Source organism: Vibrio sp. SSH13-20 (assembly GCF_040104475.1).
GTDB classification, from domain to species: domain Bacteria; phylum Pseudomonadota; class Gammaproteobacteria; order Enterobacterales; family Vibrionaceae; genus Vibrio; species Vibrio harveyi.
Genome location: NZ_JBECOU010000003.1, coordinates 26,024 through 40,619 on the forward strand (window position 1 = coordinate 26,024; position 14,596 = coordinate 40,619).

Here is a 14,596-nt window from a genome sequence, read left to right on the forward strand (position 1 = left end):
ATTAAGCCTGCTCACCTGATTGAATAGTTACTGGACTACCCGGTTGGATCATCTGTAGACCGGTTGTGATGACTTTATCACCCACTTTCAGACCGTCAGTGATACGCCACTGGTTACCAATAGACTCCGCCGTTGTTACCGGAGTTATTGTTACCTTGTTGTCCGCACCCACCGTCATTACTGAGGCCTTGCCTGTTGCGTCACGCGTAACTGTGTTCTGCGGGATAAGAATCGCCACTGGGTCCACACCTACTGTTACCGTTGCGCGCACAAACATACCCGGTAGCAATAAGCCATCTGGGTTCGCGAATTCTGCACGTAGCGTTACGCTGCCAGTACTTTCATCTACATTCACTTCGGTAAACTTCATAATACCTTTATGCTCATACGTCGAACCGTCTTCAAGCGTTAGTGTTACTTGAGCGGATTCGTCTTTTTGCAAGTGACCTTGTGACATCGCTGCTTTCAAACGGAGTAGCTGAGCAGAAGATTGCACGATATCAACATTGATTGGGTCTAGCTGTTGGATAGTCGTTAGCGTCGCCGCTTGGTTTGCCGTTACTAGCGCACCCGCCGTTACGTTAGACTTGCTGATCACACCGCTGATTGGCGCTTTCACTTGTGCGTAAGAAAGATTGATCTTCGCTGTATTGATCTTCGCTTTCGCTACCAACACTTGCGCTTTCGCTTCTTTGTACGCTGCTTCTGCTTCATCGAGATCTTGTTGGCTGATCGATTTCTTCGTAATCAACGCGCGGTAACGACGAACTGTTGAGTACGTCGATTCTTCCGAAGCTTGAGCACGGATCAATTCCGCTTCTGCACTTAATAGGTCTGCTTGGAACGTAGAATCGTCGATCTGGTAAAGCGATTGACCTTTCTCAACCACACCACCCTCTTCAAAATTGCGCTCAGAAATAATACCCGTTACCTGTGGGCGAACTTCTGCCTCTTTAAACGCTCGGCTACGACCAGGCAATTCTACCGTTAACGCTTGGCGAACCGGTTCAACCGTCATTACCGTCACTTCTGGTGTCGGCGCTGGACCACCTTGTGCTTGTCCTTCTTGGCTCTGTTCACACCCGACCAATAATAGGCTCGACGCAATCAAGAGCGATAGCGTGGTTCTACGTGTCATGAAAATTCTCTCTTCCTAACTAAAAAACGTGACTCAATAAAAAGTCAGCAAATATTAGTCGGGATGATAATTACTCAATGTTGTACATACAACAAAATTTACCGCTCTTTACGATAGACAAAAATGTTTGTTCTAAAGCTGTTATTGATCTCTCAATTTGAGCGCTTTTCTATTGGAAAAATAAATTTTCTGTGAGCAATTGAAATTGGATTTTTCTTAAGAAAAACAGGAGAAAGAGTAGACAAAACCAGAGAATTCGTGACAAAGAAAGTCAACAAAAAATCATATTGGAGAGAAATTAATATAAGCAGAGCATAAACTGAAATGATAACAAAATGGCATTGAATTGCATTTACAACTGATTAACATTGAATCATAAATTGAACATTTAACCTTCGCTTTGCGTAATTAATTTTCAAATATAGACGTTGATTTCCTTCTTCATTTCCCTATAATTCGCTCCCCTAAAACAGCCTGAAATACGAAATAAGTTGGTTATGAAAAACAACAATAGAATAGTATTAGGGAAATTCACATGGGACAGGACGACTCACTATTTACTGCCCTCCCTTTTGAGTGGCAAAACAGAAGAGCAAGACACAATTAAGCTCACCAATAAACAAAAAGCATTATTGAACTGCCTCGTTGATGCGCATCCAAACACGATCAGCAATAAAGAGATTATTCAACAGGTTTGGGGTTATGAGCATATCTCACAAGAGAGCTTGCCGCAGCTGATCAATCGCACTCGACGCACACTAGAAGATGACGACAAAGCGATTCTCATAAACACTCCTGGTGTTGGCTATGCATTAAACTTCGATGTTGCTGAGCAAGAAAAGCTCGTTTCTGAGCCAATAATTGAGCCAAAGCCAAAAACGCCTCCAATGAGTGTTATCAAAACGGGTCAAAGCCAAGGTTTATGGAGCCTTCTACTCACAGCATTGCTCATGCTAACAGTCTTCAACCTTTATGAAACGGCGAAAGCGCTGTATTACAAGCACGACTTTGAACAAGTACTAAGAGCCAAAGCTTACCCAGAAATAAAGCGTTCCGATGACGGAAAAACGATAGTGACAATTAACAACCATGAATGCATTTATCACAAAGATCAGCTTCTACTTCAATGCCCATAAATACAAAGTATTGATAGCATTGGTTGTGTTCAACGGCATTCTCTTGTTCACGGCACACCAGTCAAAAGTTCAACAGTTTGGCAAGGTAGAAGCGATGCAATATAGGTGGACGACCTATACTGAACTCTACAAAGATCACATTGAGACTCGGAATCATTACTCACCGATCGGTGGTGCTGTGACAGACTTCCAAGCGCTTGACTATCAATATGAATATTCAAAGTCTAAGGGAAACGAATACATTGTATTGAGTTACGAAAAGCCAGTGACCATGCGCCACAATCGTATCTACTATCTAGATGAACAATGCAGTTTGCTCTTTTTTGGCAGAGCGGAGCGAACCCTAAAAAACATGGGATTTAGATGCTTTTATTAAGACGATTGTAGTCGCAGTTAGAGCATAAAAACCGAGCTGAATAATTTCAGCTCGGTTTTCTTTTATTTCGAAATAACGGGAGAGTGTTTGTTAAGAAACGCCATCACGTGAGGAACATACTTCTGGGAATCAAATATCAGCGCACTATGCCCCACACCTTCTTCAATCCACAACTGGTTCTCAATGTTATTCTCATCCAATTTAGCTTTGAGTAGTTCGCTTTGTGACAAAGGAACGCGCTTATCTATCGTTCCATGTAACTGGATAAACGGTGGCGTTTTGTCGTTAACATAGGTCGTTGATGATGCCTGCTTGGCGATTTCAGGAATGGCACTTGGCGTATCACCTAAAAAGCGAGACACCGATGATTTCTTACTCGCACTCTTTCCCCCCTTACTGCCTAGCGCTAACAAATCAGTGGGACCAAAAAAACTCACAACCGCTTTCACCTGATATTTGGGCTTCACATAAAATGAGATGTCGCCGCGCGCATTCGTCGTTCCAATCAAGCCCGCTAAGTGTCCACCCGCAGAGCGCCCCATCATCACTACGTTATCTGCCGCAATATGATATTGCTTCGCATGATCATGAAGGAAGTTAATAGCATCATTGATGTCTTGTACTGGCGCCGGAAATATAGCCTCGCCGCTCAAACGGTAATCGACTGAAGCAAGCGCATAACCTTTCTCGATGACTGATTGCAATAACAGTGGGTTCTTAGTAGGTATCGCATCCTTACTCCCGCGCTTCCAAGCACCACCATGAACCCAAACCAAAAGTGGATAAGGTTGCTCACTGTGCACTTTCGGTTTGTAGAGATCGAGTTTAATCTCTCGACCTTTAACGGTTTTAAACACAATATCCTTGTCAACGACAGCACTTTCTAAGGTGTTTGCCTGTACATTTACCGTCAATACGCTCAGTGAAATTGCACTAAGCAAACTCATGATTTTCTTCATTAATTTTAAGTCCACCATTAGAACGATGCTTCCGCAGCAACCCAGTATCGACGACCATCTTCAACATAGCCATATTTATCGTATGTTGTTTCCGCATCGAATAGGTTGTAGATACCTGCCATCAGCTTAAATTGGCGATTGATTTGCCAGTTACCACCAAAGTCAACATAAGTAATTGACGGAGCAGAGGCATTTCTTGAATCCACAGTAATTGGGTCGGATTCTTCGCTGCGATAAGACACACGAGCCCACGAGTTAATATTGTCACGAATTGCCCAATCTGCGTTCAGTGCAACCAAATGCTCTGGAGCTTGTGTTAAAGGCTGACCTTTATCTTCACCTGACTTTTTCTCACTATAGGTATAAGTGTAAGTGGCACCGACATTGATCGTTTCAGTAATGCCTTTGTTAATCGAGCCTTCCGCACCATACGTGATAGCATCTTCAATATTTACATACGTTGAATCACATGCGCGCCCAGTACAGCTTGGATCGAGGTTAATCGTGTCGATCTTGTCTTTAAAATCGTTGTAAAACACCGTCAAACTGGAGTTCAAATCATTCACTCCGGAGTAATACATGCCTAACTCAGTGTTGACGGAAGATTCAGGTTTCAAATCTGCATTGCCATAAACTTCACATTTACCGTTACAGCTTTCTTGCACCCAATCTTCCTCCATTTCCGTCAAACTTGGTGCGCGATACCCCGTTGAAACACCACCTTTCATGGTCCATTCTGGATTAAGAGTCCAAACACCGTACACACGCGGACTAAAGTGTGAGTTAAACTGCTCGTTGTCGTCGTATCGTAGACCCAATGTGAGCGCAAAGTTGTCTGTCAGGTACCATTCATCTTCGGCAAATACCGACCATTGCGAGTTCTTAAAAACAAAATCACCGTTATCCAGTTCTTCACTTTCAAATGCAGCACCGATTGAAATGTAATGCATACCAAATGCCTTGGACCATTGAGTATTGGCATTGATGTTTTGCACTTCTAAACCACGCCCTACATTTTCAACCGTTTCAGTGCTGATGTATGAAGAACCAGTTACAGATTCATAGTTAGCATCATGTGCAATACCAACCGATTGACGGTTATTGTTGGTCGCAGAGCTCCTAGTCCGTGATTTCCCTTCCGTGTTCACTCGCTCTTGATCGTGATGAGTGTAATCAAGGGTGAATGTATCTTCTTCCGTTGGAGTGAAATACACAGATGCACGATAGTTCTCAAGCGTTTTACCGCCGTTTGCATAAAGTATTTCGTCTTCAATACGCTCTTGATACATCCCTGAAATCGCAGTGCTCACCAAGCCATCAATCAAAGGACCTGCGAGGTACATTTCGCCTTGATAGAAATCGCCTGACTTACTGTTTTCTTGTAGCGTTGCTTCCGCGCGGAGACTACCTGTCCACTCTGGAAAATCTTTGCGTGTAATAATGTTGATCACACCACCGATGGCATCTGAGCCATACAAAGTCGACATTGGACCACGCACTACCTCAATACGCTCAATCGAATTTAGCGGTGGTAACCAATCCTGCTCAAAGCCTCCCCCGCTACTAACCTGTGTTTCACGACCAGATTGCTTACGTCCGTCAACGAGAATTGCGGTGTAATCTGAAGGCATGCCACGCAAGGAGATCTCTTGGCGAGAACCGCCACCAGTGATAACAACACCCGGTATGTCTTTCAGAGCATCGGTTAGATCTTTATAAGAACGGTTTTCGATTTGCGCACGGTCAATCACACTAATCGACGCAGGGGCTTCCAACGTAGATTGCTCATACCCAGAAGCCGTCACCACCATGGTTTCCATGATGGTGTGATCTTCAGTTATTTGAGAATCAGCAAAAGAAACAAGAGGGAGTGCCGCTGAAATACCTGCGGTAACGTTTACCGCAGTGCGACAATTAAAAGGGATATTCTTGAGCATGTTTGATAACTAATTTTATTTACAACTGATAATTGTTATCAATTAAACTCTCATTACCCTATGCTTTCAATTAATACAGTATGCACGACATCGAATCTTACTATGCAGGATCTGCAACGTTGATTCACAATACCCAATCAAGCATTTATGCATGCATTTCGTTATCTTCGAACAACTCGTTGAATAACTCACGGATCCAAATACACATTGGGTCATCATGAAAACGCTTATGCCAATACAAATACACTTGTGAGAAATCCAAACGTAGTGGTTCTGGCACTTCGCGTGTAATTAGGCGTTCATCCTGACAAGCCGCTTCGGCGAATGGCGTCGGTAAATGAAAGATGATATCCGTCTCAGCCGCAATACTCGGTGCTGATGTGAAGTTAGTAAGTTGTACTGGCGCCGACAAACGCTGCTTTTTATCTGCTAAGCCTAACTCAATGAACTTGTGCTCAAATGACAACGTTTTCTCTCCTTGTAGAGAGATTTGACCAAAATGGTAATCACGCAACTTCTCTGCCGTTAAGGCTTCATTGGCAAGTGGATGGTTTCTGCTCATTAATAAACGGAAGTCTCGTTTAGCCACGACCTTGCGATAAATATTTTGTTCCGATGTCGGCGGCTCGTGGGAAGAAAGCGAGAAATGCACATCGCCAGACACCAGTTCCTCAAAATGGCGTTTCGGTGTTGTGTCGATACTGACCACAAGATTTGGTGCTCGCTCACGAATGGCAGCAACAAGCTTGGGCATCATAGTGTTGATCTGCGGCTGCAAACCATAGAATCGAACGGTGCCTTCCACCTTCTCTGGTTCGAATGAATTCTTATGCGATAACTTTTCAAGACTAATAATCAACGCAGATATATCTAACTTGATCGCTTCTGCCTTTGGGGTAAGTTCATAGCCAAAGCTCGTACGTACCAATAACTCATCATCAAAAAACACTCGCATCTTTTGCAGTGCTCGACTTACTGAAGACTGACTCGTATTGAGCAGCAAAGCAGTATTCGATACGTGCTTTTCTTCGAGAAGGTATTTAAGAATGTAGAGAGACGTTACGTCAATTTGAGGAATTTGCATAAGCGAAATCTGGCAGCGAAAAGTGAAATTGTAGAGCCAGATTATATGATCGATGCTGCCATGAGTAACAACTTTTCACCAGTTTCAATAATGAATAGAGAGTTCCCGCCCCCCGCATAATGGTGTGGATTCAAACACCTAAAGACAAAAAAGCCCCAAACTAAAGGGGCTTTGAGTTACCTAATCTTCCACTTGATTAAACGCGGAACTGACTGACTTGCTTGTCTAACTGTTGCGTCTGTTCTGACAGCATAGACAGTGACTGTTGCGCTTGGCTCACCACATCAACAATCGACGTGCTGCTGTCTGCGATACCTTGAACGTTGCTGTTCACTTCATCACTCACTGAGCTTTGTTGACCTGCTGCTGTCGCAATGTGCGTGTTCATCTCGTTCATACGTGCGATCGCGTTAAGGATTTCAGCCAAAGATTCTGTCGCCAAACCTGCCGATTGAATGGTGTCTTCGCTGCTGGTTTTACTGCCCTGCATCACTTCCACCGCCTGAGCAGCGCCTGCTTGCAGCTTCTCAATCATCGATTGAATCTCGCCCGTGCTCTTTTGCGTGCGGCTGGCTAGGGAACGAACTTCATCTGCCACGACAGCAAAACCACGACCTTGCTCACCAGCACGCGCCGCTTCAATCGCCGCGTTCAATGCCAACAAGTTGGTCTGTTCTGCAATGCCACGGATAACGTCCAATACCGAAGCAATGTTGCTTACGTCATTATCTAGTGTATTGATAACTTGGCTTGCACTTTCAATCTCACCCGCAAGATCACGAATCGCTGCGACTGTTTGCTCCAAAATCACATTGGTATTCGACAGCTCTTCGTTCGCTGTTTGGCTTGCCAAAGCGGCTTCTGTAGCGCTGTCGCTTACGTTGCGACTGGTCACTTGCATTTCATGAACTGCTGCGGCAACAGCTTCGCTATCACGTTGTTGGTGAACTGTTGAATCTGCAATGGTTGAGGTCAACGAATTCAGGTTGTTCATTTCCTGACGCAATGTGTTTGCGCTTTCGACGACTTGTGACACTGTCGCTTGAATTTTAGTCACGAACTGGTTGAAGCCACCGGCAAGTTGACCAATTTCATCTTGCGAGTTGATGCTAATACGTTGGCTCAAATCCCCTTCTCCAGACGCAATTTGCACCATTGCTTCTTTGATGTCGTTGATTGGCTTCACAACAGTTTTTAGCAGTAATACCACCATACCAAGCGCTGCGATAATTACGATTGCGATGCCTGCTTCAAGAATAAGTTCTGCACGGAGCGCCGCTGCTGCGATATCCGTTTTTAGCGTCTTTTGTTTCGCTTCAATCGCATCTTTCACCACATTTAGTTGCTTACGTACCGCACCAAATTGGTGTTCAAATTCCGCTTTGTTTGACTCGTAATAACTTACCCACTGCGATTGTGGCTTGCTGACCATGGTTTCATAGCTTTGCAGCCATTTCTCACCTGTTGATACTAGCTTCTGCACCTCGCTACCATGACTGCGAGGCATTACCCCCGCATCGGACAGTGACATGACTTTTTTCATACGTGGCAGAGCTTTGTATGCGTTGTCTTTGTATTCAAATAGATGGTGGTCAATTTCCGCTTGAGACTGCGCCAGAGCTAAACCTTGAATCGCTGAAGTTGCTTGATAGAGGTCGCGATACGCATCTTCAATGGTAAAAAGGCTTGGGGTAACCTGCTCGTTAAGCGTGTCGCTAAGCTCGGTTTGTTTCCACATCGTGAGAACATTCAATACTGAGCTTAAAGTCAGTAATACAATCATCAAAGATAGAGGGAGAACTATCTTTTGCTTGATAGAGAGGTTGCTGAACATGAATAGATACCTTTTGTTATATTGTTCAAATCGCGCCCAATTATAACAAAGAGACAGCACAAGTAATTTCATATACAGTGCAACGTATTATAATAATTTTTATCTTTACGACTAATATTTTAGATTCAACAAATAATTGAATTTATTGGCTTATCTATAAGGGACCAAGGTCACAAAGACACATCAAGAACTTCAGTCAATACAAGTTGTTTCCCCTTGTTTTGGTTGGAAGATCTCCATCATGGGTTCGATTTGACCATTACCCCACACGACAGAACCAAAGCACAATAAGGGGAACAAGAGATGAATAAGGGATTTGAACGTACCGAGCTTGCCGCGTTGAATCACAGTGGGTCTGAATACCTTCACACCTTTAGGTGGAAACTGACCTTCGATCAAACCACGTACGCCAAGTGGCAACATCAATACCGCAGCAAGTAAAAACACGGACAGTGGCACCCAAAAGAACAGTATGTAAACCAGAAGTTCTAATCCCTGCATACCGAACACTTCATAACATTCCGGCGCTTTGGCAACTGCTTGCAGTAGAGGCTCCCCCTCAAGCTTAAACAGCACACCAGCTAGAATGCAAAATACGCCGGCAATAACGACCCTGATGATCTTTTGTTTTTTGCTGTACTGCGGTGCGTATTCCTTCATGCCCTTGCCTATCAAGATAAAAACCGAGAGAGATAGCTTAAGAATGACACGCCAGAGCGCAAATGTGCACGTGGCTTTTGGGACGCACAATGGCGAATAATGAAACTGAAAGAAAACAGCCTCAATATCGCTATTGAGGCTGTTAGAAAGTTCATGAATCCGGTTTAATCGTCGAACAACAAGTTAATTGCAATCGCCATCAAAACTAAGCCTGAAATTGGCAGTAAGACACCCAATGGTGAGCGCTCTATGTAAGGCAAGTTTTCCGCAATCAATAAGCCCCATTCAGGTTCTGGCGGTTTAACGCCAAGTCCGATAAAACTCAGAGACGTCAGGCTAAGCGTAATGTACGGCAAACGCAGAAACGCGTGACGAATCAATGGCGGCAGTACGTAAGGCAACAAGTAGTAACGGAGTACTCGCCACTGACTGGTTCCCCAAATGGGCGCAAGATGCGTGTAAGGCTGCGCTTTGGCTTCCATCAACAAGCTCGCACAGTGCGCTGCTAATGGTGCCCATGACACCATAACAATCGCAATCAAAGCGCTGTTTGGGTTCATCCCCGTTAGACCAGCAATCAGCAGACCCGCCACAATGTATGGCACACCTTTGGTGATCTCAATTAAGCCTTGGCTATAACGAGTCACGAAGCCGAGCAGCAAACCAATCACCAAACTTAGGAAGGTGGCGATGATGCCCATTTTGATTGTCGACATCATACCGCCGCCAACACGAGCAAGCAGATCTCGCCCGACCGCATCAGCACCAAACGGGGCAGCTAAGCTTGGCGATTCAAGGCGAGTAAATTGGATGGTGTAAGGGTCGCGCATTAACGCCCATCCCGCACAACCAATCAGCAAGGCAAAGATTGTCGCACTGACGATACGTTTAGTGGTGCTTTGGGTAAAACGGAAAGTACTGTGACTGCTGATCAGCTTGCCACTTGTGACACTGTGTCCGAGTAACCAGCGTTGCAATAAGATGCTCGCACTGCTGATCAACATCGAGAACACCAGCAACACCAACAAACCACCTTGCAGCATAGGCAGATCTTGTGACTTCGCTGCGCCTAAAATCAAACGTCCGATACCCGGAATGGAGAACACTTGCTCCACAGCAACCGCGCCGCCGGTCAAACCAATCACCGTCATTGCGATTTGAGGAATCAAGTTACTAACGGCACGCCACAAGGCAAAGCGTAAGATTTGAAACTTACTGACGTTCGCCGATAGCCAAGTGATCACCCAAGGCTCATCTAGTACACGCTTGAGGCTGTCATTGAGTAGGCGCCCGAACAAGCCAGCAGCAGGCAATGCCATTGCCAAACTGGGTAGCCAGAGGTTTTGTACGCCTTGCCAACCATAAGGCGGGAACCAACCCAACCAGATGGAGAACACCATGATCAGCAACGAAGCAATCACGTATTCAGGCAGTGAGACCAACACCGAACTGAGCGTGTCATGATGTTTGTCTAAACGATTCTGTTGCCAACGACGCACAGTGTAAAACACGCTCGCCATACACATTACAAATGCCATGCCTAGCGCTGTAAGCATCAGTAATAGCGACGTTTTTGCGGTTTGTTGAACGCTCTCCATCACGGATACGCCACTCACCCAAGAGACACCTAAGTCACCTTGCATGGCAAGCGTCAACCAATCCCACAGTCGCTCAGCAGCGCTGCGGTCAAGTTGAAGATCTTCTCGAATTGCTTGCAGAGCTTCCGCCGTCAGCAATTGTTGAGCACCCGCACGGGCACGCAGGATTGATTGGCTTGGGTCGATACCTGCAATATCCGGCATCAAACCCACCAACACAACCACTACCCCGAGAGACAGGAAGCGCGACAAAAAACGCGTAAACCATTCAGGCATACAAGCGCTCCAACGAGAGCGCATGTTGGCAACAGACGACATCGAGTTAGTTCACCTCAGTAAACTGGTCGATCAGGCGACGCTCACGTGGGTCACGTTGTGCATTCTTCACACGATCACTCTCACCTTGGATTACACGCTCGTGAAGCAGTGGAATCACAGCGTATTGTTCAAGGATTTTGCTTTCTGCTTCGATGATCGCTTGTTGGCGTTTCTCACCCAATGGTTGGCGGTCAGCGTGTTTCAATGCTGCGTCCACTTCTTCAGAGCAGAACTGACCTAGGTTGTAAGAACCTTTACAGCTAAAGTCACTTTGCATGTACGCCACTGGGTCACCAGAATCCAACACTGTTGCACGTGACAACAAGAACGCATCGAACTTACCTGCTAGTGCATCGTTTTCGATTTGTGCGTATTCACGAACGTCTAGTTCAACCACAAAGCCAGCCGCTTCAAGTTGTTGCTTTAGCAGCACCGCTACTTCTGGCAACTCAGCACGGTCGGTAAATGTACCGATGGTGATCTTCTCACCGTTCGCGTGGCGCATTTCCATGGTTTCCATACGAGGGTTCGCGTCACGAATTGGTTGAGCCCATGCCAATGCTGGACCTAACAGACCTTTCGCTGAATCGGCGTGGTTCTCGTAAACCGTTTTGATGATTTGCTCACGGTTAACCGCTTGAGCCGCTGCTTTACGCAAACCGAACTGGCTAAACACATCTGATTTGTTGTTTAGGTAAAGCGTATTGGTACGTGGCATTGCAACTTCGTGCAGCTGTGAAGATTCCATCATCGCGATTTGCGAAACAGGAACCGCTTCAACTACATCCGCCTCACCGGTACGCAGCGCTGCAGCACGAGCAAAACCGTTTGGTACGTATTCCGCAAAAATGCTGTCTACTTTCGCTTTTTCACCCCAGTAACCGTCAAAACGCTTCAGTTTTGCGCTGGTTGTCCCGTTGATTTCTGTCAGAACGAATGGACCCGTACCCGCATTGATTGGCACAACACGACCGTTTTCTTGATATGCAGCACCAGAAAGGATCGCTAGCTGTGGGCTAGAAAGACGGCTTGGCAACAGTGGATCGTTAAAGGTCGTTTTGATTTCAACAGTGAAGTCGTCCAGTGCGCGAACTTGCCATTCGATACCATCCAAAATGCGTGGTTTTGGTGCGGCATCTAATGCTTTTTGTAGAGAGTTCACAACCGCGTTTGCATCAAGGTCAGAACCATCGTGGAATTTCACGTCCTTACGTACCGTAAATTGCCACGTCATCGGATCAACTTGTTCCCACTCTGTTGCCAGCATTGGCTCTGCTACCGACTGATCGTTGAGGTTCACTAGCGTTTCTGCTGTGCTCCAACGTGACAGTTTGAACGCGTCATCTGAAAGTGGCGACAAACCTGTGCGTGGTGGTTGCATCATGGCTACGCGAATTTCCGTCGCTTGTGGTGCAGCTGCTTTTTCCGCTTCTGGCTTACTTTCGCCAGAGTCAAAACAACCCGTCAGCAGTGCGCTTAAAGCCAGCGACAAAGCTAACTTGGGAGTACTAAGGTGCATAAGAAACCTCTCCAATGGTTTTTGTGAATTCATTACTTTTGTGTTGAGCGCTCATCAAGGCTCTCGTGATCAAGTGCGATGGGTTAGTTGTCACGTTTTGTGCTGTGCCGTGCTCGACAACGCGTCCTTTGTCTAACACTAGGATTTCATCGCATAGGGTTTGTGCCGCATCGAGGTCGTGTGTCACCAAAATCAGGCGCATCTGACGACTCTTTTGAATGCCTGCCAACAAGTCGAGAATCTGTTTACGACTGACGGGATCTAGGCTGCTGGTTGGCTCATCGGCAACCAACACACAAGGCTCAACAATCAAAGCTCTGGCGATAGCCACACGTTGCGCTTGCCCAACTGATAATTGCTGCGGGTTACGATCCAACAATGTGAGATCCAAACCGACATCCGCCAAGACCTTTTCCACCTTCTCGTTAAGCTCTTGCGTTAAACCAATATTGCTTAGCGGTTCGAGTAAGATCTGACGAACGGTGTAATACGGATTCAAGCTCGATTGCGGCTCTTGCGGAATCAATTGAATGTGCTGACACAACTCTTGGCGCTGCTTAGCCGAGCTACGCGATAGCGGATAACCACACACATACACTTCACCAGATGTGGGTTTACGAAGACCAAACAGAAGCTCAATCAAAGTCGATTTACCCGCACCAGAAGGACCAACAATCGCAATGTTCTTTGTGTCGATGGCAAGATCCAATTGCTCGAGCGCTTTAAACGGTTTACCCCCTAACCAACTTGGTTTGGAGTAATAGTGAACACTGGCTTGCTCAAAGCGAACTTCCGCCGATTTAGGCTGCGTGTGCCCGCTCAAGTTGTGCTTAGTCAAAATAGGCTCCAGAGATGAAGTTAAGGCAGCAGTTGCGCAAGTTGTTGGCAGAAAGGATGCGAACTTTGCTGAATGGCTTGCCACGGTGCGCCATAAGCCACCATGGTGTTGTCCGCAATCACCAAGACTTTGTCACACGCCAAAGCCGCAGAGAGATCGTGCGTGATCAACAAACCACTGATGTTGCGTTGCTGAACACTACTGCGAAACAACTCAAGGATCTCCGCTTCGGTGATTGGATCGAGCGCACTGGTGGGCTCATCAGCGATGATCAAGTTAGCACTACCAAGCAACGCAATGGCAATACAAATACGCTGGCGCTGACCACCAGATAGCTGACTTGGATGCTGCGCCAATGCTGCTTTTGGATCTGCAAATCCGAGTTGAGACAACAAGGTCGTCACCGTTTCTCGGTTTGCTGAAGACAAGCGCGTTTTGTTGCCCGTCAATGCCAAACACAGTTGTTGTTCGACAGACGCCAATGGATTCAGTGCTTTAAGTGCATCTTGGAAAATGACCGCAGGACGCTGAGATTGACTACGTTGCAGCATGGCAGTTTGTGCGACTTCGCTGCTGTTAAGCTGGATACTTCCGTCTACCCAAATATCAGACGGCAAAAAACCTGCGACGGCTTTCGACAACATGGATTTACCAATGCCGGAAGGTCCCATAATGGCAAGAACTTCACCTTGAAACAGCTCAAAAGAAATGTCTTTGAAGAGTGTGCGTTCTGAGTCTGTAAGGCTGAGATTATTAACGGAGAGTATTGGTTGAGAAATCACGACATCAAGCTAAATGTAACAATATAACATAACGATAGTATCACGCAGGTCTGAGCAAGAAAACAACTCAGAGGGGTTATTTCATCACCTTTTTCACGCTTTTATCAGCAAGGGCAGATGGCTCCGCCCTTGCGATAAAAAATCGAAATAATCTATACCCAAGTGACCTCAAGATGCCGGATTCAGAGTGAGTCACTGATTCAAATTCAAGGAAAACAACGCAGTGGAATAGCGAGCTCTTTCCAAGTTGTTTGACGCAGAAGTTGCTTCAGTGACTCACTCCCAAAGGGCGAATTGCCTTGACCCGCATACTTTGTTGACGATTATTGATTTAGAGCCACTAGATCTTCAAATCGTCGCCGCGTCTGCAAGCCAAGGCATTTTCGCTGAACTAAGCATCTCGAGGTTACTTGGGTA

11 protein-coding genes are annotated in these 14,596 nt (G+C 45.9%); 1 reads left to right on the forward strand and 10 read right to left on the reverse strand.

The window, feature by feature from the left end; all coding sequences use genetic code 11:
- Window position 1: 1 nt before the first annotated feature.
- Window positions 2-1,138: an efflux RND transporter periplasmic adaptor subunit gene (locus ABMY42_RS08865; RefSeq protein ID WP_349266227.1), complete on the reverse strand. Its 1,137-nt coding sequence runs from the start codon at window positions 1,136-1,138 to the stop codon at window positions 2-4.
- Window positions 1,139-1,635: 497 nt separating this feature from the next.
- On the opposite strand from ABMY42_RS08865, the gene ABMY42_RS08870 reads away from it, so the two are divergent.
- Window positions 1,636-2,274, forward strand: a complete 639-nt coding sequence (locus ABMY42_RS08870) for a winged helix-turn-helix domain-containing protein (protein ID WP_033008669.1) — start codon at window positions 1,636-1,638, stop codon at window positions 2,272-2,274.
- 438 nt (window positions 2,275-2,712) lie between these two features.
- On the opposite strand, the gene ABMY42_RS08875 is transcribed toward ABMY42_RS08870, so the two are convergent.
- The 9 genes from ABMY42_RS08875 to ABMY42_RS08915 all read right to left on the reverse strand — a co-directional run bounded on the left by ABMY42_RS08875 (window position 2,713) and on the right by ABMY42_RS08915 (window position 14,179).
- Entirely contained in the window at window positions 2,713-3,609 is an 897-nt protein-coding gene (locus tag ABMY42_RS08875) for an alpha/beta hydrolase (protein ID WP_349266228.1), read from the reverse strand.
- A 17-nt stretch (window positions 3,610-3,626) separates the two neighbouring features.
- Complete coding sequence (locus ABMY42_RS08880) at window positions 3,627-5,546, reverse strand: TonB-dependent receptor (protein WP_274876764.1); 1,920 nt, start codon at window positions 5,544-5,546, stop codon at window positions 3,627-3,629.
- A 145-nt stretch (window positions 5,547-5,691) separates the two neighbouring features.
- Window positions 5,692-6,630, reverse strand: coding sequence for a LysR family transcriptional regulator (locus ABMY42_RS08885; protein ID WP_020195661.1), 939 nt, complete (start codon window positions 6,628-6,630; stop codon window positions 5,692-5,694).
- Window positions 6,631-6,826: 196 nt separating this feature from the next.
- Window positions 6,827-8,464: a methyl-accepting chemotaxis protein gene (locus tag ABMY42_RS08890; RefSeq protein ID WP_349266229.1), complete on the reverse strand. Its 1,638-nt coding sequence runs from the start codon at window positions 8,462-8,464 to the stop codon at window positions 6,827-6,829.
- A gap of 192 nt (window positions 8,465-8,656) precedes the next feature.
- Window positions 8,657-9,124 (reverse strand): hypothetical protein, encoded by a 468-nt coding sequence (locus ABMY42_RS08895; RefSeq protein ID WP_069686975.1) that lies wholly within the window; start codon window positions 9,122-9,124, stop codon window positions 8,657-8,659.
- Between the two features lie 164 nt (window positions 9,125-9,288).
- Window positions 9,289-10,998: an ABC transporter permease subunit gene (locus ABMY42_RS08900; RefSeq protein WP_349266335.1), complete on the reverse strand. Its 1,710-nt coding sequence runs from the start codon at window positions 10,996-10,998 to the stop codon at window positions 9,289-9,291.
- 46 nt (window positions 10,999-11,044) lie between these two features.
- The gene (locus ABMY42_RS08905; RefSeq protein WP_171344149.1) at window positions 11,045-12,559 is read right to left on the reverse strand and encodes an ABC transporter substrate-binding protein; all 1,515 of its coding nucleotides are present in this window, start codon (window positions 12,557-12,559) and stop codon (window positions 11,045-11,047) included.
- On the reverse strand, window positions 12,549-13,397 hold the full coding sequence (locus ABMY42_RS08910; protein WP_213965112.1) for a dipeptide/oligopeptide/nickel ABC transporter ATP-binding protein: 849 nt from the start codon (window positions 13,395-13,397) through the stop codon (window positions 12,549-12,551). The genes ABMY42_RS08905 and ABMY42_RS08910 overlap by 11 nt, the downstream gene beginning before the upstream one ends.
- A 20-nt stretch (window positions 13,398-13,417) precedes the next feature.
- The gene (locus tag ABMY42_RS08915) at window positions 13,418-14,179 is read right to left on the reverse strand and encodes an ATP-binding cassette domain-containing protein (RefSeq protein ID WP_079401269.1); all 762 of its coding nucleotides are present in this window, start codon (window positions 14,177-14,179) and stop codon (window positions 13,418-13,420) included.
- Window positions 14,180-14,596: the final 417 nt, after the last annotated feature.